The organism is Enterobacter cloacae complex sp. IR5403, assembly GCF_049238705.1.
Classification (GTDB): Bacteria; Pseudomonadota; Gammaproteobacteria; order Enterobacterales; family Enterobacteriaceae; genus Enterobacter; species Enterobacter hormaechei_C.
Genome location: NZ_JBMKHP010000014.1, coordinates 1 through 20,603, shown reverse-complemented (window position 1 = coordinate 20,603; position 20,603 = coordinate 1). Strand labels below are relative to the sequence as shown.

Annotated in this window: 22 protein-coding genes; 4 read left to right on the top strand and 18 right to left on the bottom strand. The window is 57.3% G+C overall.

All coding sequences use genetic code 11. The annotated features are described in order from the left end of the window. Window positions 1-52: 52 nt before the first annotated feature. Window positions 53-376: a DDRRRQL repeat protein YjdP gene (gene yjdP, locus ACOTW6_RS17245; protein ID WP_047052238.1), complete on the top strand. Its 324-nt coding sequence runs from the start codon at window positions 53-55 to the stop codon at window positions 374-376. A gap of 54 nt (window positions 377-430) precedes the next feature. On the opposite strand, the gene phnP is transcribed toward yjdP, so the two are convergent. From phnP to ACOTW6_RS17165, 16 genes are all read right to left on the bottom strand, one after another. Beyond that, window positions 431-1,189 (bottom strand): phosphonate metabolism protein PhnP, encoded by a 759-nt coding sequence (gene phnP, locus ACOTW6_RS17240; RefSeq protein ID WP_090281105.1) that lies wholly within the window; start codon window positions 1,187-1,189, stop codon window positions 431-433. 9 nt (window positions 1,190-1,198) lie between these two features. Further along, entirely contained in the window at window positions 1,199-1,633 is a 435-nt protein-coding gene (gene phnO / locus ACOTW6_RS17235; RefSeq protein ID WP_090281103.1) for an aminoalkylphosphonate N-acetyltransferase, read from the bottom strand. Further along, a complete protein-coding gene (gene phnN, locus ACOTW6_RS17230) occupies window positions 1,626-2,177 on the bottom strand; it encodes a ribose 1,5-bisphosphokinase (RefSeq protein WP_026080559.1) in 552 nt (183 codons plus the stop codon). Before phnN ends, phnO begins: the two co-directional genes overlap by 8 nt. After that, on the bottom strand, window positions 2,174-3,310 hold the full coding sequence (gene phnM / locus ACOTW6_RS17225; protein ID WP_213789383.1) for an alpha-D-ribose 1-methylphosphonate 5-triphosphate diphosphatase: 1,137 nt from the start codon (window positions 3,308-3,310) through the stop codon (window positions 2,174-2,176). The genes phnN and phnM overlap by 4 nt, the downstream gene beginning before the upstream one ends. Then, window positions 3,307-3,987: a phosphonate C-P lyase system protein PhnL gene (gene phnL, locus ACOTW6_RS17220; protein WP_017382651.1), complete on the bottom strand. Its 681-nt coding sequence runs from the start codon at window positions 3,985-3,987 to the stop codon at window positions 3,307-3,309. Before phnL ends, phnM begins: the two co-directional genes overlap by 4 nt. A gap of 109 nt (window positions 3,988-4,096) precedes the next feature. Next, the gene (gene phnK / locus ACOTW6_RS17215; RefSeq protein ID WP_213789384.1) at window positions 4,097-4,852 is read right to left on the bottom strand and encodes a phosphonate C-P lyase system protein PhnK; all 756 of its coding nucleotides are present in this window, start codon (window positions 4,850-4,852) and stop codon (window positions 4,097-4,099) included. Next, on the bottom strand, window positions 4,849-5,694 hold the full coding sequence (gene phnJ / locus ACOTW6_RS17210; RefSeq protein ID WP_213789385.1) for an alpha-D-ribose 1-methylphosphonate 5-phosphate C-P-lyase PhnJ: 846 nt from the start codon (window positions 5,692-5,694) through the stop codon (window positions 4,849-4,851). The genes phnK and phnJ overlap by 4 nt, the downstream gene beginning before the upstream one ends. Beyond that, the gene (locus ACOTW6_RS17205) at window positions 5,687-6,751 is read right to left on the bottom strand and encodes a carbon-phosphorus lyase complex subunit PhnI (protein WP_032104783.1); all 1,065 of its coding nucleotides are present in this window, start codon (window positions 6,749-6,751) and stop codon (window positions 5,687-5,689) included. Before ACOTW6_RS17205 ends, phnJ begins: the two co-directional genes overlap by 8 nt. Next, window positions 6,751-7,335, bottom strand: coding sequence for a phosphonate C-P lyase system protein PhnH (gene phnH / locus ACOTW6_RS17200; RefSeq protein ID WP_003860219.1), 585 nt, complete (start codon window positions 7,333-7,335; stop codon window positions 6,751-6,753). The genes ACOTW6_RS17205 and phnH overlap by 1 nt, the downstream gene beginning before the upstream one ends. Beyond that, on the bottom strand, window positions 7,332-7,784 hold the full coding sequence (gene phnG / locus ACOTW6_RS17195) for a phosphonate C-P lyase system protein PhnG (protein ID WP_062933799.1): 453 nt from the start codon (window positions 7,782-7,784) through the stop codon (window positions 7,332-7,334). Before phnG ends, phnH begins: the two co-directional genes overlap by 4 nt. Beyond that, window positions 7,785-8,510 (bottom strand): phosphonate metabolism transcriptional regulator PhnF, encoded by a 726-nt coding sequence (gene phnF / locus ACOTW6_RS17190; RefSeq protein ID WP_213789386.1) that lies wholly within the window; start codon window positions 8,508-8,510, stop codon window positions 7,785-7,787. It lies immediately after the preceding gene. Window positions 8,511-8,530: 20 nt separating this feature from the next. Continuing rightward, entirely contained in the window at window positions 8,531-9,310 is a 780-nt protein-coding gene (phnE, locus tag ACOTW6_RS17185; RefSeq protein WP_163359076.1) for a phosphonate ABC transporter, permease protein PhnE, read from the bottom strand. 117 nt (window positions 9,311-9,427) lie between these two features. Continuing rightward, a complete protein-coding gene (phnD, locus tag ACOTW6_RS17180; protein ID WP_032104778.1) occupies window positions 9,428-10,444 on the bottom strand; it encodes a phosphonate ABC transporter substrate-binding protein in 1,017 nt (338 codons plus the stop codon). Window positions 10,445-10,467: 23 nt separating this feature from the next. Next, entirely contained in the window at window positions 10,468-11,256 is a 789-nt protein-coding gene (gene phnC, locus ACOTW6_RS17175) for a phosphonate ABC transporter ATP-binding protein (protein WP_062933803.1), read from the bottom strand. Window positions 11,257-11,392: 136 nt separating this feature from the next. After that, a complete protein-coding gene (yjdN, locus tag ACOTW6_RS17170) occupies window positions 11,393-11,830 on the bottom strand; it encodes a VOC family metalloprotein YjdN (RefSeq protein WP_032104775.1) in 438 nt (145 codons plus the stop codon). 80 nt (window positions 11,831-11,910) lie between these two features. Continuing rightward, window positions 11,911-12,246, bottom strand: a complete 336-nt coding sequence (locus ACOTW6_RS17165; RefSeq protein WP_003860206.1) for a zinc ribbon domain-containing protein YjdM — start codon at window positions 12,244-12,246, stop codon at window positions 11,911-11,913. Between the two features lie 591 nt (window positions 12,247-12,837). Here ACOTW6_RS17165 and crfC point away from each other — a divergent pair. Continuing rightward, on the top strand, window positions 12,838-15,192 hold the full coding sequence (gene crfC / locus ACOTW6_RS17160; protein WP_062933804.1) for a clamp-binding protein CrfC: 2,355 nt from the start codon (window positions 12,838-12,840) through the stop codon (window positions 15,190-15,192). After that, window positions 15,189-16,067 carry a diguanylate cyclase regulator RdcB family protein gene (locus ACOTW6_RS17155; RefSeq protein ID WP_062933805.1) on the top strand — a complete coding sequence of 293 codons (879 nt, stop codon included), beginning with the start codon at window positions 15,189-15,191 and terminating at the stop codon, window positions 16,065-16,067. The genes crfC and ACOTW6_RS17155 overlap by 4 nt, the downstream gene beginning before the upstream one ends. A 33-nt stretch (window positions 16,068-16,100) precedes the next feature. Here the strand turns inward: ACOTW6_RS17155 and kdgT are convergent, their stop codons facing one another. After that, window positions 16,101-17,093: a 2-keto-3-deoxygluconate transporter gene (gene kdgT / locus ACOTW6_RS17150; protein ID WP_047052262.1), complete on the bottom strand. Its 993-nt coding sequence runs from the start codon at window positions 17,091-17,093 to the stop codon at window positions 16,101-16,103. 645 nt (window positions 17,094-17,738) lie between these two features. Here kdgT and proP point away from each other — a divergent pair. Beyond that, window positions 17,739-19,241: a glycine betaine/L-proline transporter ProP gene (gene proP / locus ACOTW6_RS17145; protein ID WP_047052264.1), complete on the top strand. Its 1,503-nt coding sequence runs from the start codon at window positions 17,739-17,741 to the stop codon at window positions 19,239-19,241. 32 nt (window positions 19,242-19,273) lie between these two features. Here the strand turns inward: proP and ACOTW6_RS17140 are convergent, their stop codons facing one another. Then, window positions 19,274-20,227 carry a nickel/cobalt transporter gene (locus tag ACOTW6_RS17140; protein ID WP_047745968.1) on the bottom strand — a complete coding sequence of 318 codons (954 nt, stop codon included), beginning with the start codon at window positions 20,225-20,227 and terminating at the stop codon, window positions 19,274-19,276. Window positions 20,228-20,603 lie beyond the last annotated feature (376 nt).

Sequence of the window (20,603 nt, the reverse complement as noted above, 5' to 3'; positions counted from 1 at the left end):
CGCTAACAGCCAGTCATTACTTTAAGGCCAGTTCACCTGCGAGTCTGGCCTTATGAAACGTTACTCTACCGCTCTGTTATTGGGTCTGCTGACTTTAACCAGCCAACTGGCGCATGCCGATGTGATTGATGATGCTATTGGCAATATTCAGCAGGCGATCAACGACGCCTATAACCCCGGCAGCAGCCGTAATGATGATGACGACGATCGTTACGATCGCAGCCGTCAAACCGACAGCCGCCAGTACGACGATCGTCGTCGGCAGTTAGAAGAGCGACGCCAGCGTTTAGACGAGCGTCAGCGGCAGCTGGATGACGATCGGCGTCGGTTAGAAGAGGATGAGCGCCGGTTAGAGGATGATTACGATCGGTGGTAACCCTGGTATTGCAACGCGTAGGCCGGGTAAGGCGCAGCCGCCACCCGGCAAAATTTAATCCAGCACCAGCACCATCCCGTCATACCCCGCTTCAATGCCGGACGGCAGCGGGTTATCCATCATCCACACGTCAAACTGATGGCTGATATGCGTCAGGATCACCTGCGGACAGCCAATCACCCCGTTCAGCGCAATCACCGTATTCAAATCACAATGGTTGCGCGGCGTTTCCGGGCGCGGTTCATGGCTACAGTCGATAATCATCGCCTGCGGCTGATTGTTTAGCAGAAACGTCACCGTTTTATCCGGTAGCCCGGCGGTATCAGAAAGCCACGCCACGCGGCTGTGGGCGGACTCCAGCAGATAGCCAAACGTGAGTTTTGAATGGTTGAGCGGCAGCGGCGTGACCCGTAAGCCCTGAAGTTCAAACGTCACAAACGGCTCCACCGTGTGGCTGAAATCGAGAAGGCCCGGATGCTTGAACAGGTCGTCACAGCCTGCGTCGTCCGGCGGACCGTAAACCGGAATGGTCGCTCCCACGCCCCAGCGCAGGGGGAACAGTCCCTGAACGTGATCCATATGGTAGTGCGTGAGCAAAAACTGCTGAAAGCTGCCCGCCGGCCAGTCGTCCATCAGGTGCGGAATGCCCGCGTCCAGCAGGGTGACCGAATCGTTGAATTTCACCGCCGCGCTACAGGGGCGACGGCGATAATTTTCCTGTAAACGCGCCCGTCGGCACGCCGCGCAGTCGCAGCCAAACACCGGCACCAGCTGCGCCCCTCCGGTTCCTGTCAGCGTGATCGTCAGACTCATAACGCACCTCTACAGCGGTTTGGTGAAGCGGAAATGGCTTTGCGTATATCCTTCACGAACATAAAAACGGTGCGCGTCCACGCGCTTCACGCTGGTGGAAAGTTCGGTCAGCTCGGCGCCTGCCTGTCGCGCGACGTCCTCTGCCCAGGCCAGCAGCTGGCTGCCCACTTTTAATCCGCGCGCCTGTGGCATCACCACCAGCTCCTGGATCTCGCCGATCCAGCGGGCGTGATGCAGGTGAAACTGCATATGCAGGCCGATCATACCGATGATCTGCCCGTCCAGCTCGGCCAGCTGGTAGCGCATATTGTGATCCTGCAAGTTGGCCAGATACCCGGCGTGAAACGCCTGATGATCGAACTCGGCCTGCTTAAGTTCGCTGATCAGCGCGTAAACGATCGGCGCATCGTCGGCGGTGGCGGGGCGAAGCTTGCAGTCAGGCATGCTGTTTCTCCTTCTGGCGAATAAGCGATAGAAAGGTCTCGACTGACTGTAGCAAACTTCCGTCGTTATTGAGGAGATGGCAACCCGACGGGGTATAGCGCGCCGCCCGTTCCAGCCGCTGGTCGATCTCGCGCGCGTTTTCGCGCCCCCGCTTTTGCAGCCGGCTACGCAGAACGTCCGGGGAAACCTGCAAACAGACCGGGAGCAGCGCCGCTTCGTACCGGGCGCGAGCCTGCGGGAGATGCGCCCGCGAGCCGTTAACCAGCACATCGAACCCCGCGTGCAGCCAGAGGTCAATCTCAATGCCGACGCCATAGTAGTAACCGTTGGCATGCCAGCTCAGCGCCAGCAGGTTTTGTCCGGCGCGGGTAAAAAACTCCTGCTCGCTCAGGGCGATATGGTTCTCGCTTCCGGCGTTGGCATCGCGCGTGATATAGCGGTGCGCCACCAGCAGCTGTGAGTGTTCCCGCTGCCGTAACGCCGACAGCAGGCTGTCCTTCCCGGAGCCGGACGGGCCCATTAACCAGATGAGTCTTCCCATCAGAACACCCTCTTTCCCTGACGCCAGACGTGGTCGATATGCACGTGCTCACCCTTACGGTGGGCTAGCACCAGATCGGCCCGTTTCCCCTCGGCAATTTCACCGCGATCGTGAAGATTAAGCGCGCTGGCCGGGTTTTTCGTCACCAGGCGAATCGCCTGCGGCAGCGTGAAGCTGTTGCTCTCGTCGTCCGCGACGCGGAAGGCCGCGTCCAGCAGGCTGGCGGGGTAATAGTCAGAGGAGAGGATATCCAGCAGGCCGAGGGAGGCGAGCTTGCTTGCCGCCACGTTGCCGGAATGCGACCCGCCGCGCACGATGTTCGGCGCGCCCATCAGGACGTTCATGCCGTGCTGGCGCGACGCCTCTGCCGCTTCAAACGTGGTGGGAAATTCAGCTATCACGCTGCCAAGCTGGTGGGATTCGCGCACGTGATCGTGCGTGGCGTCGTCATGGCTGGCCAGGGCAATATTACGGTCCCGGCACATCGCGGCAATGGAGAGGCGATTCGGCTGCGACCACTGGGCCGCAAGCTGGAGCTGCTCTTCTTCGTAGCGCGCCATCTCCGCGTCGTTGAGCGCGTATTTGCCCTGATAGTATTCGCGATACTTTTCAATGTTGGCGAACTGGCGCTGTCCCGGCGAGTGATCCATCAGGGAAACCAGCGAGACCGGCTCGCGGCCCACCAGCTTCTCAAACAGCGGCAGGGTGGTGTGGTGCGGCAGCTCGCAGCGCAGGTGCAGGCGGTGCTCGGCGCGGTTGAGGCCGCGCTTTTGCGTCTCCTCCACGGCGTTGATCATCTTCTCCAGGTTCTCCAGCCGATCGCCGCCGTCGCGCACGTCGCCGATCGCCACCGCGTCCAGCACGGTGGTGATGCCGCTGGCGACCATCAGCGCGTCGTGGCTGCTCATCGCTGAATGCGCAGGCCAGTCCACCTTCGGGCGCGGGGTGAAGAATTTATCCAGATTATCGGTATGCAGCTCAATCAGCCCCGGTAGCAGCCAGCCGCCTTCGCCGTCCATCGCGTCCGGTGAGCGGCTCCGGGTTTCGGCAAACGCGCGGATGACACCGTCCCGCACCTCAACCGAGCCGTTCACGACCTCATTTTCCAGCACCAGCCTGACATTATTGATAATCATACGTTTGTCCCCATCGGGTGCAGTCTGTCCGCCACGCGTTGGCGTACGGCGTCGTCGTGGAAGATCCCGACGATCGCCGCGCCGCGCGCTTTGGCCTGTTCGATCAGTTCCATCACCGCTGCGCTGTTCTTACTGTCGAGCGAGGCGGTGGGTTCATCCAGGAGTAAAATCGGGTAATCGACGATAAAGCCGCGAGCGATGTTGACGCGCTGCTGCTCGCCGCCGGAAAAGGTCGACGGGGCGAGGTGCCACAGACGCTCCGGTACGTTGAGGCGCGTCAGCAGGCTGGCGGCTTTAGCGGCGCAGGTTTCGCGCGGCACGCCGAGATCCAGCAGGGGTTGCATGACCACGTCCAGGGCGGAGATCCGCGGGATCACACGCAGGAACTGGCTGACCCAGCCGATCGTCGAGCGGCGCACTTCCAGCACCTTGCGCGCCGGGGCCTGAACCAGATCGACCCATTCATTGTTATGGCGAATATGGATATGGCCTTCGTCCGGCAGGTAGTTGGCATACAGGGAGCGCAGCAGGGTGGATTTTCCGCTGCCGGAATGGCCATGCAGCACCACGCATTCGCCATTGCTGACCTCTAACGAGGCATTTTGCAGTACCGGCAGGCGGACGCCGTTTTGCTGGTGGAGCACGAAGGTTTTACTTACGTTTTGTACGTGGATCATGTTGGCCTCGCGATTCGTTTTGCCGGGTGGCGGCTTCGCCTTACCCGGCCTACGGGTGCGGTGTTCGTTTTGCCGGGTGGTGGCTTCGCCTTACCCGGCAACCGCGCCCTCAGTTCTGCAATACGGACGACACCAGCAGCTGGGTGTACGGATGATGCGGATCGTCGAGCACCCGGTCGGTTAGCCCACTTTCCACCACCTGACCCTGCTTCATCACCAGCAAACGGTCCGCCAGCAGGCGCGCAACGCCTAAATCATGGGTGACAATCACCACCGCCAGGTTCAGCTCCACCACCAGGCCGCGCAGCAGGTCCAGCAGGCGCGCCTGCACGGAGACGTCCAGCCCGCCGGTCGGTTCATCCATAAACACCAGCTTCGGATGGGTGACGAGATTGCGGGCAATCTGTAAACGCTGCTGCATGCCGCCGGAGAAAGTGGTCGGCAGGTCGTCGATGCGCGAGGCGGGGATTTCAACCTCTTCCAGCCAGTGCTGCGCCGTGGCGCGGATATTGCCGTAGTGGCGCGCGCCGGTGGCCATCAGCCGTTCGCCGATGTTGCCCCCCGCCGACACCTGGCGGCGCAGGCCATCCATAGGGTGTTGATGCACCACGCCCCACTCGGTGCGCAGCAGGCGGCGGCGATCGGCTTCGCTCATGCCATACAGCGACACGCCTTCATACAAAATGTCGCCCTTCTGCGGCATCAGGCGCGCGGAGATGGACTTCAGCAGGGTGGTTTTACCGGAGCCGGACTCGCCGACAATGCCCAGCACTTCGCCCGGCCACAGCTCAAACGACACGTCGTGAAAGCCTTTGCCCGGCGCATAAAGGTGAGTCAGGTTATTAACCGAAAGCAGCGGTTTCATTGGCTGTTCGCCTCGCTCTGTTGGCGGCAGTAATCGGTGTCGGAGCAGACAAACATCCGTTTGCCCGTGTCGTCCAGCACCACTTCATCCAGATAGCTATGCTTCGAACCGCAGATGGCGCACGGCTCGTCCCACACCTGCACCGTAAACGGGTGATCGTCAAAATCCAGGCTCTCCACACGGGTGTACGGCGGTACGGCGTAGATGCGTTTTTCCCGTCCGGCGCCAAAAAGTTGCAGGGCGGGCATCATGTCCATCTTCGGGTTATCGAATTTCGGGATCGGCGACGGGTCCATCACGTAGCGGCCGTTCACCTTCACCGGGTAGGCGTAGGTGGTGGCGATATGGCCGAAGCGGGCGATGTCCTCATACAGTTTGACCTGCATGATCCCGTACTCTTCCAGGGCGTGCATGGTGCGGGTTTCGGTTTCCCGCGGCTCGATAAAGCGCAGCGGCTCCGGGATCGGCACCTGGAAAATCAAAATCTGATCTTCAGTCAGCGGGGTCTCCGGAATGCGGTGACGGGTCTGGATCAGCGTCGCGTCTTCGGTTTTTTCGGTGGTGTTGACGCCCGTTACGCGCTTAAAGAAGTTGCGGATCGACACGGCGTTGGTGGTGTCGTCTGCCCCCTGGTCAATGACCTTCAGCACGTCCGCTTCGCCGATCACGCTGGCGGTGATCTGAATACCGCCGGTGCCCCAGCCGTAGGGCATTGGCATTTCGCGGCCGCCGAATGGCACCTGGTAGCCGGGGATCGCCACTGCCTTCAGGATGGCGCGGCGGATCATGCGTTTAGTTTGTTCGTCCAGATAGGCAAAGTTGTAGCCGCTTAAGTTAGCCATTGGCGCGCTCCCGTTGCAGGCGTTTCAGCAGTTCCAGTTCGGCCTGGAAATCGACGTAGTGCGGCAGCTTGAGGTGCGAGACAAAGCCGGCGGCCTCAACGTTATCCGCGTGGGCCAGCACGAACTCTTCGTCCTGTGCCGGGCCTGCAATATGCTCGCCGTAGTCCGGGGCCTGGAGCGCACGGTCAACCAGCGCCATCGCCATCGCCTTGCGCTCGCTCAGGCCATACACCAGCCCGTAGCCGCGGGTAAAGTGCGGGTCTTCATTTTCTGGCGCGACAAAACCGTTCACCATTTCGCACTCGGTCATCAGCATTTCGCCGATGTTCACCGCAAAACCCAGCTCTTCCGGCACGATTTCAATGTCGATATAACCGCTGCGGATCTCTGCCGCGAAGGGGTGGTTGCGCCCATAGCCGCGCTGCGTGGAGTAGGCCAGCGCCAGCAGATACCCTTCATCGCCGCGCATCAGCTGTTGCAGGCGGGACGAGCGCGAACAGGGATAGACCGGCGGCGTGCGGGTGATGTCATCCGGTGTGCTGCCGGTGTCCTCTTCCGCCTTCGCCAGCCCCTGGTTTGCCAGCAGGCTAAAGACGTGCGGGGAGGCGTCTTGTTCAGCGTCAGAGACGCTGAGCTGCGGTGTTTCACCGTTCGCCAGCAGAGTGAAGTCCAGCAGGCGATGGGTGTAGTCGTAGGTCGGACCAAGCAGCTGGCCGCCAGGAATATCTTTGTACACCGCAGAAATACGGCGCTCTAATCGCATTTCCGCCGTATTCACCGGCTCGCTAACCGCCAGCTTCGCAAGCGTAGTGCGGTAAGCGCGCAGCAGGAAGATGGCTTCCACGTTATCGCCGCTGGCCTGTTTCAGCGCCAGCGCCGCCAGTTCGCGGTCCGCGATGCCGCCTTCGGTCATCACGCGGTCGACGGCCAGGTTTAACTGCTGTTCAATCTGGGCGACGCTCAGCTCGGGAAGGGCGTCATCTCCCCGGCGTCTGTGCGCCTGCAAGGCATGGGCGGCGGCGATCGCCTTCTCGCCCCCTTTGACGGCAACGTACATCAGCACACCTCCACGTGAGTGGTTCGCGGGATCGCCAGCAGGCGCTCGCCGCAGGTCAGGATCAGGTCGATACCGAGCGGGAACGGATGCGGGCGCTCGGTCAGCTCATGAATGATGCACTCCGGCAACTGGGGGGCGACCATCCGCTCGTCGGCGATCCCTGCACCCGTCAGGCGCAGCATGCGGCCACCGCTCAGGCTGGAGACCTGCAAAATCAGCGTAGCGCTGGTTTCCGGTGCGACGGCGCTGCCTTCGCTCAGGGCGTTAAGTTGTTCGTGGCTGATTTGCTCGTCGGCCACGGCGAAGACCGCCTGCTGGGGCTGCTCGACCAGCGGCGCATTGGTGTGAAAGCGCAGGTTCTGGCTGGCGATATCGTTCAGCAATGCGCCTGACAGCCATACCGGGGTGTCGTTGTCCGCCAGGGTCAGCAGCACGCTGGTCGAGGCGAGGTTCAGCGGCAGCCAGCCCTGGGAGAGCTGGTGCAGCGAGACAATGACGCCCGGTTCGCTCATGGCTTTCAGCAGGCGACGGAAACTCTGTTGGGCATCCTGGACGGCGAGGGTAAAAGCAGGTTGAAGCGTCATGCGTTGTCTCCGCGAACGAGCGTAAAGAAGTCGACCCGGCTGGTATTTACTTCGGCCTGACGCGCGGCAAGGCGTGCGGCGCGGTCAGCTTCCAGCGGGGCAATCAGGGTTTCCATTAACGTCTGAAAATGCGGCTGTTCCTGTAAAAGCGCGTCGATTGCTGCGCAGTGCTCGGCGTGCGTTTTGTCGCGCCCAAGTACGTAGCCGTAGCCCAGCGTGCCGCTTTTCAGGCGGATCACCGCGCGGGTGAGGGTGGCATCGCCGGCGAAGAAGCGCTCGCCGGTGCCGCCCATGCGTGCCTGGATCTGCACCAGGCCGATCTCCGGCGCGCGGATCGTGTCGTAGTCCGGCGTCAGGCCGAGCGCGCTCATGCGGGCAGCCAGCGCATCAGGCTGGCTGTGGGCCAGCACGCGCATCCAGCGCTGACGAGTGGAGGTGTCGAAGTGCATTCAGTGCTCCATGGTAAATTCAATCATGTCGGCGCGGGTCAGGCTGACGGAGTATTCCGTTGCGTTGACGTCGCCGTCACGGTGGTTGAGGGTGCGCACGCAGAGCAGCGGGGCCATGTTGGGGATCTCCAGCACCTTGCTCTCTTTCGCCTGCGCGCGGCGGGCGCTGATGCGCGTCTGGGTGCGTTTGAGCGCGATACCCGTCGCGTCCTGAAGAAAATCATGCAGCGAACCGCTGGCGAAATGTTGCAGCACGGGCCAGAGGGTGAGGTCCGCGAAGTAGTGGTCGATCTGACAGACCGCCACGCCGTTTACCCGGCGCAACGTGCGCAGGTGAACGACGTTGTCGCCCTCCTGAATCCCCAGCGCGTCCGCCACGTGGCGGGAGGCCGGGCGCAGGACAGACAGCAGCTTTTCGCTGGTGGGGTGGCTGCCCTGATCGAGCAGGTTCTGGCTAAAACGCGCCTGGGCATTGAGCGGGTAGTCGAACGGACGCATCAGCACCAGCACGCCGACGCCCTGACGGCGCTGGACCCAGCCGCGCTCCACCAGCTGATCGATGGCGCGACGCAGGGTGTGGCGATTCACTTCGTAGCGGTCGGCAAGCTGCTGTTCGGCGGGCAGGTAGTCACCGCAGCGGTAATGCGTGCGCAGCTCCACTTCGAGCTTGGCCGCAATCTCTTGCCAGCGGGTGGGGTAACTGGTCGGATGTCTGGATGAGTGCATACAAATCAAAGCCTCGCTTCTCAGATGAAGTGCTTACGCAAACGTTGAGAGAGGAAATCCAGCAGGCTGACGGTGACGATGATGAGCACCATCAGGGCGCAGGTTTGCTGGAACTGGAAACCACGAATCGCTTCCCACAGGGTGACGCCAATGCCGCCTGCGCCCACCATGCCGACCACGGTGGCGGAGCGAACGTTGGACTCGAAGCGGTAGAGGGAGTAGGAGATGAGCAGCGGCATCACCTGCGGCAGGACGCCGTACAGGATCTCTTCGATTTTGTTCGCTCCGGTTGCGCGGATGCCTTCCACCGGGCCGGGCTCGATGGCTTCAACCGCTTCCGAGAGCAGCTTGGAGAGCACGCCGGTGGTGTGGATGAACAGCGCCATCACGCCCGCGAACGGACCCAGGCCGACGGCGACCACGAACAGCATCGCAAAGACCATTTCGTTGATGGCGCGACAGGCGTCCATCAGGCGACGCATCGGCTGGTAGATCCACCACGGCACGATGTTTTCGGCGCTCATCAGGCCAAACGGAATGGAGAGGATCACGGCGAGGGCGGTGCCCCAGACGGCAATTTGCAGGGTGATCGCCATTTCACTGAGGTAGTCCTGCCACTGGCTGAAGTCCGGCGGGAAGAAGTCGGCGGCGAAGGTCGCCATGTTGCCGGAATCTTTGAAGAGCAGCAGCGGATCCATCTCCGCGCCCTTCCAGGAGATAACGAGCACCGCCAGCAGAACGGCCCAGCTTATGAGCGAGAACCAGCTGCGCTTTGGCGGCGGGAGGGTGATGGTTTGCATGTTGGCTCCTTTGGGTTTAGTCCCCTCTCCCTTGAGGGAGAGGGTTAGGGTGAGGGGGAAATGTGCGTGCTGATGCCCTCACCCCGGCCCTCTCCCACAGGGAGAGGGAGAAAGGCGTTACTGCACCGCTTTATTCACGCTGGTCATGGCACCGAGCGCGGCGGTCAGGCGGTCGAGATCGTCCAGCTGCGCCTGAATTTCCGACACTTTGCTGGTCTTCTCTTCTTCCTTCAGACCTTTGTTGTCCTTCACGCCCTGCATCTGCTTGAACAGCGCCAGCTGGCGAATCGGCACCAGCTGCAAATCGCTGGACGCGCGGAACGGCGCCCAGCCCAGACGCGCCAGAACCGCTTTCTCTTCCGGCGTTTTGCCGTAGTTCATAAAGAAGTCGTAGACCTTGTCCTTGGTATTCTCAGAGAGGTTTTTGCGCCACACGATCGGGTCGCCCGGGATCAGCGGTGATTTCCAGATAACCTTGATTTCCTTCAGCTTGTCCGGCGCGGAGGTCTTCAGCTTGTCGAGGTTTTCAGTGTTGTTGGTGGCAACGTCAACCTGCTTATTCGCCACGGCCAGGGCGTTGGTTTCGTGGCTGGCGTTGACCGTGCGCTTAAAGTCGCTGGCGGAGACGTTGTTTTTCGCGAAGACGTAGTAGCCAGGGACGAGGAAGCCGGAAGTGGAGTTCGGGTCGCCGTTACCAAAGGTCAGCTCTTTGCGTTTGGCGAGCATGTCGTTGAGGTTGTTGATCGGGCTGTCTTTGTTAACGATCAGCACGCTCCAGTATCCTGGAGAACCGTCTGCCGCAACGGTCTGGGCGAACACCTGGCCGTTCGCGCGATCTACCGCTTCCATAGCAGAGAGGTTGCCATACCAGGCGATGTCGACTTTGTTAAAGCGCATTCCCTGAATGATGCCCGCGTAGTCCGGGGCGAAGAAGGCGTTCACTTTGATCCCCAGTTTGGTTTCCATATCTTTCAGGAACGGTTCCCACTGCGGCTTCAGGTTTTGCTGTGATTCCGTTGAAATGATGCCAAAGTTCAGCGCTTTTTCCTGTTCCTCTGCGTAAGCAGGGCTTAGCAGGGTGCTGATGCTGAACATGCTGGTGAAGGCCAGCGCGGCAACGGCTTTGTAGTTCATGTCCATTCCTCGTTATGGGGACGTTAAGCAGCCTGCGCGCGCTCTTCGACGCGGTTTACGCTGCGGTAGAGATGATCGAAACGTTCGTTATCAAACTGGTGGCTTGCGCCATCGAAGAACACATGGCCCTGACGCAGGGCGACGATGCGTTCGCAGTAGCGCAGGGCGTAATCCACCTGATGCAGCGTCACCACCACAGTGATGCCGTCGTTCTGATTGATGTCGCGCAGGGTTTCCATCACGATGCGGGCCGATTCCGGGTCCAGCGAGGCGATAGGTTCATCGGCCAGAATGATTTTGGCTTTCTGCATCAGGGCGCGGGCGATGGCGACGCGCTGCTGCTGTCCGCCGGAGAGCGTGGAGACGCGCTGGTGGGCGAAATGCGCCATGCCGACGCGGGTCAGCGCCTGTAGGGCTTCTTGCTTCTGGGATGGGGAGAACCAGCGCAGGCAGGTGCGCCAGAACGGGGTGCTGCTGAGCGCGCCAATCAGCACGTTCTCGAGCACGGTCAGGCGGTTCACCAGGTTGAACTGCTGAAAGATATAGCCCGTCTGGGCGCGGCTTTTGCGAATATCGCTCGCCAGACGCCCCGCATGTTGCACGGTGTTACCCAGCAGTTCGACGCGGCTTTCCGGCGTTTTGTCACAGGTAATCAGGCCGCTCAAGTGACGAAGAAGGGTGGATTTACCTGAACCAGACGGTCCCAACAGCGCCACCATTTCGCCCTGCTGGACGGTCAGATCAACGGCATGCAGCGCCTTGTTGTGATGGAAGGTTTTGCTCAGTTTCTCGACGCGAATGACAGTTTGCATGTGCCGGGCCTCACGATAAATGTGGCCTCATGCTGGCGCATCAATATGACATTTGGGTTAAGTCTCGGTTGCGGGAATTTGAAGAGTTGAGGGGAGTTTGATGACAGGCGGAGGCAGACTGCCCACCGCCCGAAAATTAGTGCTGCTGCTTAACGACGTTAATCATCCACGGCACGCCGTATTTGTCGGTGACTTTCCCGAATCCGTGCGCCCAGAAAGTCTCCTGCCAGGCCATTTCGACATTGCCGCCATCAGAGAGGTTGTCGAACCAGCGTTTGCCTTCATCCACGTCCTGCGTGTCGAGCACCAGCGTAAATCCGGCGTACTGCGCGCTGCTGCCGGGTGGCAGACCATCGCTCATCATGATATCGCTACCGGCAATGCGGACGTTAGAGTGGGCGATGGCGGTATCCGGGAAGTTCATGCCTGACGGACAGCCTTCTTCACTGTTTTCGTCTTTGGGCATTTCGCCGAAGGTGATTTTGTAGAGGAGCTCTGCGCCGACGGCCTGCTGATAGAAGGCCGTCGCCTCCGCACAGTTGCCGGCGAAAGAGATGTAGGGACTTAACGGCATAATCTTTACCTCACGTAAGAAAAGCCCGTTAAGTGTAGTTCCCGAACGCCCGGTAAGCGAAGCGTCACCGGGCGGGACAATCAGTTCTTTTTCACGAACTCAGATTTCAGTTTCATCGGACCGAAGCCGTCAATTTTGCAGTCGATATTATGATCGCCTTCAACCAGACGGATATTTTTGACTTTAGTGCCGATCTTCAGCATGGAGGAGCTGCCTTTTACCTTCAGATCTTTCACAACGGTAACGCTGTCGCCGTCTGCCAGCAGGTTGCCGTTTGCGTCTTTCACGATCAGCGCATCGCTGTCCTGTGCAGGCTCCGCGTCGTTCCATTCATGGGCGCATTCCGGGCAAACGAACATGCCATTGTCTTCATAGGTGTATTCAGAATTGCATTTCGGGCAGTGTGGAAGTTGCATGTGGGTATCCTCAAAAGTGTTAACACGCTGGAAAACGCCAGCTAAATGACGGCAGTGTGCCGAAAAAGGCAGCGAGTATAACGCAAATCCCCACTTTTGTCGGTGATATTGTTTTATAAAATTAGCGCATAAATGCGCAAGCGATGACACGAACTGTCAGTGAATTAAGGGAAGCGTATGCCCTGAACGGCAGTGATCGTAATCATGCTAAATGTATCGAATATTTTATTACAGCAAATTGCTACGCTGTGCCATTTCGGATAAGGTGAAGGAACAAGCCGTTATTTATCTATCCTCTTCTGACGACATACATCTTTTGGCGTCAGGGAATACCTCTCTTCTTTGGTGGGTAAATAACGATGATATATCCTGATGTTTCCTGAAAATGCGTTTTGTCTATTCACTTTTGGCTTTCTGGCCAGGGGATGTTTTACACGTATTACGAGAGTGGGTTTTAAATTCTCATTATCTTCAGTTAGTTGTATTAAATGAACATGTTTTCCATACGTGATCATATAAGCCTGAAAAGTATAATTAAAACATCGTGGCTTAATAAAAGTAATAAATTTGCGTTAAGGGAAGGCTTTTATCATGCACACACAGACCATATTTGAATTAAGCCAGGAAGCTGAACGTTTGTTACAGCTCGCGCTGAACAATCTTGATTCATTAAAATCTATGCCGATTGCAAAGCTGGATAGCACAACCGCTGCCATGAGCGGCGTTAATAACAACGTTTTGCCATTACATTTTAGCGCACGGGGTGTCGACGCTCAGCAGGCGATGCTGAATAACGAATTACGCAAAATAACCCGCCTCGAAATGGTACTGGCGATTGTGGGTACCATGAAAGCGGGAAAATCGACCACCATTAATGCGATTGTGGGCACGGAGGTGCTGCCGAACCGCAATCGTCCGATGACGGCGCTTCCCACGCTGATCCGCCATACGCCGGGCCAGAAGGAGCCGGTGCTGCATTTTTTGCACGTTTCGCCCATCGATACCCTGATTACCCAGTTGCAGAAAAAACTGTGCGATAAAGATCGCGGCAAGCTGGCGCGGCGTCTGGAAATCGACAAGGACATGAATACGCTGCTGGAGCGCATAGAAAAAGGTGAGGCGTTTGAAAAACATCACCTTGGCGCGGAGCCCATCTTTCATTGTCTGAAAAGCCTGAACGATCTGGTGCGGCTGTCTCAGGCGCTGGGCGTGGAGTTTCCGTTCTCTGAATATGCCGCGATTGAACATATTCCGGTGATTGAGGTGGAGTTTGTGCACCTCGCCGGTCTGGATGCGCACCTGGGGCAACTGACGCTGCTCGACACGCCGGGGCCGAACGAGGCTGGTCAGCCGCACCTGCAAAAAATGCTCAGTGAGCAGCTGGCGCGCGCCTCCGCCGTGCTGGCGGTGATGGACTACACCCAGCTTAAATCCATTTCTGATGCGGAGGTTCGTCAGGCAATTTCGGCCGCCGGGAAATCCGTGCCGCTTTATGCCCTGGTCAATAAATTCGATCAGAAAGATCGTAACAGCGACGATGAAGAGCAGGTGCGGGCGATGATTTCCGGCACGCTGATGAAAGGGAATATTTCTCCGGGGCAAATTTATCCGGTCTCTTCCATGTGGGCCTATCTGGCAAACCGCGCCCGCTATGAGATGAACGTTCATGGGCGCCTTCCCGATCATCAGGATCAGCGTTGGGTACAGGATTTTGCCGAGGCCGCGCTGGGCCGCCGCTGGCGAACGGCCGACCTGGACGATATTGACCATATTCGCCATGCGGCGGATCTGCTGTGGGAGGATTCGCTGTTCGAACAGCCCATCCGCAAACTGATTTACGCGGCTTACGCCAACGCCTCGCTGTTCGCTTTGCGGTCGGCATCGCATAAGCTGCTGAACTATGCGCAAAATGCCAGAGAATACCTGGATTTTCGCCATCAGGGACTGACGGTCGCTTTTGATGAGCTGGAGCTGAATATTGCGCGCCTGGAGGAGGATATGACGATGCTGCGTCAGCGGCAGAGCGTGGTGAGCGATGAGGTCCAGCATGAAGTTGAAGAGGCGCTCAACGCAACGGATGCTTTCCTGCTTCGCCAGAAAGGTGAACTTCACCAGGCGCTGGGCGACATTTTTAGCCGTCCGTCTATTCTTGATTTAGCAGGGCGCGAGCCATCCAGTTTGCGTGCAGACGACGCGGATGCGATCCAGCAGCTGGTGCTTGACGATGAAGGGCAGGCGCAGATTGTCCTGAGCAAGATCCGATCGTCATGCGAGCAGATTATGCTGAATGCGCAGAGCAGAATTGGCCGGGAGCTGGCGTTACGCTTCGATCAGCTGGAGTCTACGCTTGCCCGATCGTTGAATGAGGCGATGCGCCCTATCGAGACGCGAATCAAGGAGCAGCTCAGTCATGCCGGATTTCGGGCGCGGATCAGCTTCCCGGCGTTTCAGGCAAACCAGCTTAATTTCAATACGCGCGGCTTATTTAATGATGCCATTGTGCAGGATACCCCTCCCGCCAGTCAGCCCGCAGGGGCAGGCAGCGTACGTAATACCGTCTCGCGCTGGCTCAATAATCCCGGCTGGGGCTGGGAGGAGTATGTCGTGACGCGCACACGCTATGTCATCGACATCGCTCAGCTTCATGGCAAATTTACGCAACATACCGATCAGTTTTGCGATCAAATTCGTAAAGCTTTGGCCGCGCAGGTCGATGTCTCTGTTACGGCAGGTATGGCAACGTTCTTTGCAGAGTTTTCGTTGTGCCTGACCGGGTTACAGGAAAGCTTGCGTGATAGCCTTGCCGTGCGGCAGCAGAATGAGCATTCAACCCGGGCGCTTAGCCAGTTGTTGAAGCAAAGTATGACCACTGCGGCGTGGATTCAGGAAGATACCCGACTGTTACGCGATGATATTCAAACCTTATTCGCGGCAGAGCAACCATGACAACACAGCTACTGGACGGTCCCGGGCGGACGCTGGAGTGTATTCATCCAAAATTTATGGTCGATTTGGTCCAGGGGGCGGATGCTGCACGTCACTCCCTCCTGGGGCCACAGCAACTGCAATTTCGTGAGCGTTTGACGCAGGAGATCATTACGCAGACCCGGCTGCGACCGTGGGCAATGGCGGGAATGCTCAACGAAAATGCAGCGCTGCGGCTGGGTCTGGCGGAGAAACTGACCGGTATGCTCGACCCCGGACACCTTGCGCTGACCCGTATGTCCGACAGGCTGGTAGCCCTGCGCCAGCAGGTGAATCCACGCCTCCCTCAACCATCCGGATTGTTGCAGCAGTACGAGGAGCTCTCCGCACATTTCAACCAGCGTGCCGCCTATAAAGAGAAAGCGCTCGCGCAGCGCGGCCTTACGGTTCAGGCGGGTGAGCACAGCGAGCAAATTTTTACCCGCTGGCGAGCCGGGCAGTATGACGGCTGGTCGCTGGCTGGCCGCTGCTTTATCGTGCTGGAAGAGTTGCGCTGGGGGGCGTTTGGCGATGCCTGTCGTCTGGCGAATAGCGATGTGGCGGCCATGCTGAAAGATAATCTGCGCAGCATGGCTGCAAACTATCTGGCACAGGGAATTAATGCTTCTCCCACCACCCGACATTTTTACCATCAGTGGCTGACGACGCCCGCTTCTCCCGGTCTGATTGATTATAAAGATATGCTGGGCTGGCTGGGGGACTGGTGTCAGGCGGATAAACATCCGGTGAGCTGGTCAGTGACGCAGAGCTGGCAAACGGTCGCGCTGGGGATGCCGAGACTCTGTTCGGCAAAACGGCTGGTGGATGGCATGGTGGAAGAGATATTTGGTACGTGATTGCCCCCTCTTTGTAAGGAGGGGGCGAAAGGGTTAGTGATGCATTTCTACCGCTTCAGGTTCTGTCCGGGACTCAGGCACATGCCCAAAGCGTCTGGCGTACAGTGCCGTGATGACAGGGACCAGAATTGCCGTCACAATCACGCTGGCGGCAACCAGAGCCGTGGCGGAAGCGGCCACGGGTTCAAAGGCCGGGTTAATCTGGGCGATAATCACCGGGTTGGCTACCGCAGCGCCTGCGGCCGAAGAGGCGGCCACACCCGCGGTTCCATTGCCGCCCCCGATGACGCGGTCAGCAATAATCAGCGGAATACCCGTAATGACGATGACGGCAACACCCAGCACAATACCCAGCAGGCCGGTTTCCAGAATCACATTCAGATTGATGGTATTGCCCAGCGCGAAGCCGAAGAATGGGATCAGTACCGGGGTGGCTTTGCTGAAGAAATCGCGCAGATCGTGATCGAGGTTACCCAGCGCAAAACCAATCAGGAACGGCAGGATCGCCCCGACAAAATGGTGTAGTTCAAAGGAGGCAAGGCCAGCAGAACCCAGAATCAACATGGTCATCAGCGGGCCCGACTCCAGGGACATCAGCACGAACGCGCCCGATTCTTCTTTGGTGCCATATTGATTCATCAGGCTGGCGTAGAGACCGCCGTTGGTCATATCCATTGCTGAGACAATAGCCAGAACGGATAATCCGGCGAAGAAGCCAGTCTGAATTCCATTCTCCGGAATGAACATCGCACAGATCATCGCAACAACCCAGGCGACCGCAATTTTAGTAATGACCAGCGTCCCTGATTTACGTAATACCGTACCTGTTGCACGCAAGTTAATAGATGCGCCGATGCAAAAGAACCAGACTGCCAGAATCGGTACCGTTCCGGTGATCATACCTTTTGTAAAACCGCCAAAATAAGCACCGGTATTCGGGGCCAGCGTATTTAATATCGCGCCAAGTACCAGCGGGACCAGCATCATCCCGCCCGGGATGCGTTCTATAGTTGCTTTAATCTTCATCATTAACCCTCACATCTCGCCCGCGTGGCTGGCGGAAATCTCAAAAAATAGATCAACAAATTCAAATGATTGCCTTTTCTGGGGCCAATCGATTCGTTACTTATGCTGTAAAGCGAAATTCAGGCGTTCAGTATTCCTTCATTTGAAAGCCGCTGAGATATCGTGTTCGGATTTATCATGCGATCTTTGGAATTGTGATTCAATGAAAATAAAACACTGTTTTAGTTATCTTCGTCACATATTGAATGGAAACAGGTTTGCCCACGGTTAATAATTAAATTTTGTGTAAATTCGCTGTGAAGAAATGTGATTACATTTTGTTTGGGCAGGTATAATAACGGGCGTTAAGATCTGTTTGATAAGGGGGTTGAGAATGACCTTATTTATCGTGAATTGACAAAAGCTGAAGGCAACTTACGAACAGGAAAAATATATGTGAAGTTGATCACATATATAAACGCTGGTAGGGTAAAAAGGTCTTTAACTGCCCAGACAGGCGTCACAGGTTCGGTTGTATTGAGGTAAAACGTCAATGTAAGTAAACCTGCTACGCTTGAATAAGGAGATTCGCATGGAGCGGATCTCTGGTTCACAGCTTGCAAAATGCGCTGTGAAACGGACGGGGCTGAGTCTAAGAGGAAAGCTATGCTTAGAAGGAAAAAGGTAAAACCCATCACGCTGCGCGATGTCACCATTATTGATGACGCGAAACTGCGCAAAGCGATTACAGCGGCCTCGCTCGGTAATGCGATGGAGTGGTTCGATTTTGGTGTTTACGGCTTTGTGGCCTATGCACTTGGTAAAGTGTTCTTCCCCGGTGCCGATCCCAGCTTGCAGATGATTGCCGCGCTGGGTACGTTCTCCGTTCCCTTCCTGATTCGCCCTCTCGGTGGTCTTTTCTTCGGCATGCTGGGTGATAAATATGGTCGCCAGAAGATCCTGGCGATTACCATTGTCATCATGTCGATAAGTACATTCTGTATCGGCCTTATTCCGTCGTATGCGACTATTGGTATATGGGCGCCGATTCTGTTGTTGATCTGTAAGATGGCGCAGGGCTTCTCCGTTGGCGGCGAATATACCGGCGCATCGATTTTTGTCGCCGAATATTCTCCGGACCGTAAACGCGGCTTTATGGGCAGTTGGCTGGACTTTGGTTCGATTGCCGGATTCGTCATGGGCGCGGGGGTTGTGGTTCTGATCTCAACCGTAGTGGGTGAAGAGAACTTCCTTGACTGGGGCTGGCGTATTCCGTTCTTCCTGGCGCTGCCGCTGGGCATCATTGGGCTTTACCTGCGTCATGCCCTGGAAGAGACGCCTGCGTTCCAGCAGCACGTTGAAAAGCTGGAGCAGGGTGACCGTGAAGGGTTACAGGATGGCCCGAAAGTGTCGTTCAAGGAGATTGCGACTAAACACTGGCGCAGCCTGCTGACCTGTATTGGTCTGGTGATTTCCACCAACGTCACCTATTACATGCTGCTGACCTACATGCCGAGCTACCTGTCGCATAACCTGCACTATTCGGAAGACCACGGTGTGCTGATTATTATCGCCATCATGGTGGGTATGCTGTTTGTGCAGCCGATTATGGGTCTGCTGAGCGACCGCTTTGGCCGTAAGCCATTCATTATTCTCGGCAGCGTCGCCCTGTTCGCACTGGCAATCCCGGCCTTTATTCTGATTAACAGCAATGTGCTGGGGCTGATTTTCGCCGGCCTGCTGATGCTGGCGGTGATCCTCAACTGCTTCATCGGGGTGATGGCTTCTACGCTGCCGGCAATGTTCCCGACGCATATTCGCTACAGTGCTCTGGCGGCAGCCTTTAATATCTCCGTTCTGATTGCGGGCCTGACGCCGACGCTTGCTGCTTCACTGGTGGAGAGCACGCAGAACCTGATGATGCCTGCTTATTATCTGATGGTCATTGCGGTGATCGGCCTGATTACCGGTATTACCATGAAGGAGACGGCAAATCGTCCGCTGAAAGGGGCAACGCCTGCGGCGTCAGATATTCAGGAAGCGAAAGAGATCCTACGTGAGCACTACGATAATGTAGAGCAGAAGATTGAAGATATTGACGCAGAGATTGAGGCGCTCCAGAAAAAACGTTCTCGCCTTGTTGATCAGCATCCACGAATTAACGAGTGATAAAAAACCCGCCGCTGGCGGGTTTTCTTTTATTAGCATCCTGCGGCGATGTAGTCGCCGCCGGCGCTGACGGGGATCACCGTCAGGAAGAGGACCGTCGCGAACAGTATCAGAACAACCCCTCCGGCAATTTTGACCATCGGCATTACCCAGTTCAGGGACGTGCCGCCACCAAACCAGGCGACTGTGCGTTCACGCGCGTAACGTACTGCCAGCGACAGCCCCATAATCGACAGCGCCGTGCCCAGCGACATTGTCATCACAGCAGCAATCCCCCAGCTAATAATGCCGAGCGCATTCGAGAACATCAGGATCATAATTGCCCCGCTGCACGGGCGTGCGCCAATGGCCAGCACCACGCCCAGACGGGTTTTCCAGTCGCTTTTAGCCAGATCCACCCCTACGCCGTGATGGCCGCAGCCACAATGTTCATTATGCTGGTGAAGCGGCTTGATGGCGCTAATCGCCATTTTGCGCGGACGCAGGCTGCTGAGCGCCTGATAAATGATAAATGCACCGAAGGCGGCAATCAGTAGGGCGCTGATTTTCTCGACGTACCAACGGCTGGTGCTGATATCTCCTGACGCGAGGTTCAATCCAACCGCCAGGATAAAGACAAAGACGATCGCGCTGACGCCCTGCATCAGGCTACCGATAAACGGTACGACGCGCGCCGCGAGCTGGCTCTCTTTATTGGTAGTGAGATACGTGGTGACGATGAATTTGCCGTGTCCCGGTCCAACGGCATGGAGGACACCATAAAGAAACGCACCGGTTAACAACCACAGCCCACCGCTGTACTGATGATTATTAAGTTGCAGCAGATACATCACCAGATATCGGTGCAGGGTGATCTGGGTGGCGAGGCACCACTGAATAAAAGCATTCCAGTGCGTATGCAGTGCAAAACCTGCCATAAGTAACGCCAGCACGGTGAGCCCGGCGGTTGGGAGACGCCAGTCACGTTGAAGTCGTTGTGTCGTCATGAGGTTGACCCGCGAGAGAAATATTTGCCGCTAGTATAGTGTTCAAATCGCTGGATCACACCGGGATCGTCAATGGATTGTGGATAAGTCTGTGCGTAAAAAGGTATAAAGCGGGGTTTTGCTGGGGAATACAGCAGTCAGTCATTTTTTTGCAACTTTTCTGTTGCGGTCGCTCGGGAACTCCCTATAATGCGCCTCCATCGACACGGCGGATGTGAATCACTTCACAGACAACCCGGTCGGCTGAAGAGAAAAAATCCTGAAAATCAGGGTTGACTCTGAAAGAGGAAAGCGTAATATACGCCACCTCGCAACGGTGAGCGAAAGCCGCGTTGCACTGCTCTTTAACAATTTATCAGACAATCTGTGTGGGCAC

Coding starts and splice junctions, on each gene's coding strand:
- yjdP (WP_047052238.1), top strand. CDS start 53: ATGAAACGTTACTCTACCGCTCTGTTATTGGGTCTGCTGACTTTAACC.
- proP (WP_047052264.1), top strand. CDS start 17,739: ATGCTTAGAAGGAAAAAGGTAAAACCCATCACGCTGCGCGATGTCACC.
- phnP (WP_090281105.1), bottom strand. CDS start 1,189: ATGAGTCTGACGATCACGCTGACAGGAACCGGAGGGGCGCAGCTGGTG.
- yjdN (WP_032104775.1), bottom strand. CDS start 11,830: ATGCCGTTAAGTCCCTACATCTCTTTCGCCGGCAACTGTGCGGAGGCG.
- phnM (WP_213789383.1), bottom strand. CDS start 3,310: ATGATTATCAATAATGTCAGGCTGGTGCTGGAAAATGAGGTCGTGAAC.
- kdgT (WP_047052262.1), bottom strand. CDS start 17,093: ATGAAGATTAAAGCAACTATAGAACGCATCCCGGGCGGGATGATGCTG.
- phnJ (WP_213789385.1), bottom strand. CDS start 5,694: ATGGCTAACTTAAGCGGCTACAACTTTGCCTATCTGGACGAACAAACT.
- phnL (WP_017382651.1), bottom strand. CDS start 3,987: ATGATCCACGTACAAAACGTAAGTAAAACCTTCGTGCTCCACCAGCAA.
- ACOTW6_RS17205 (WP_032104783.1), bottom strand. CDS start 6,751: ATGTACGTTGCCGTCAAAGGGGGCGAGAAGGCGATCGCCGCCGCCCAT.
- phnF (WP_213789386.1), bottom strand. CDS start 8,510: ATGCACTCATCCAGACATCCGACCAGTTACCCCACCCGCTGGCAAGAG.
- ACOTW6_RS17165 (WP_003860206.1), bottom strand. CDS start 12,246: ATGCAACTTCCACACTGCCCGAAATGCAATTCTGAATACACCTATGAA.
- phnC (WP_062933803.1), bottom strand. CDS start 11,256: ATGCAAACTGTCATTCGCGTCGAGAAACTGAGCAAAACCTTCCATCAC.
- ACOTW6_RS17140 (WP_047745968.1), bottom strand. CDS start 20,227: ATGACGACACAACGACTTCAACGTGACTGGCGTCTCCCAACCGCCGGG.
- phnE (WP_163359076.1), bottom strand. CDS start 9,310: ATGCAAACCATCACCCTCCCGCCGCCAAAGCGCAGCTGGTTCTCGCTC.
- phnK (WP_213789384.1), bottom strand. CDS start 4,852: ATGAAACCGCTGCTTTCGGTTAATAACCTGACTCACCTTTATGCGCCG.
- ACOTW6_RS17155 (WP_062933805.1), top strand. CDS start 15,189: ATGACAACACAGCTACTGGACGGTCCCGGGCGGACGCTGGAGTGTATT.
- phnD (WP_032104778.1), bottom strand. CDS start 10,444: ATGAACTACAAAGCCGTTGCCGCGCTGGCCTTCACCAGCATGTTCAGC.
- crfC (WP_062933804.1), top strand. CDS start 12,838: ATGCACACACAGACCATATTTGAATTAAGCCAGGAAGCTGAACGTTTG.
- phnG (WP_062933799.1), bottom strand. CDS start 7,784: ATGCACTTCGACACCTCCACTCGTCAGCGCTGGATGCGCGTGCTGGCC.
- phnO (WP_090281103.1), bottom strand. CDS start 1,633: ATGCCTGACTGCAAGCTTCGCCCCGCCACCGCCGACGATGCGCCGATC.
- phnH (WP_003860219.1), bottom strand. CDS start 7,335: ATGACGCTTCAACCTGCTTTTACCCTCGCCGTCCAGGATGCCCAACAG.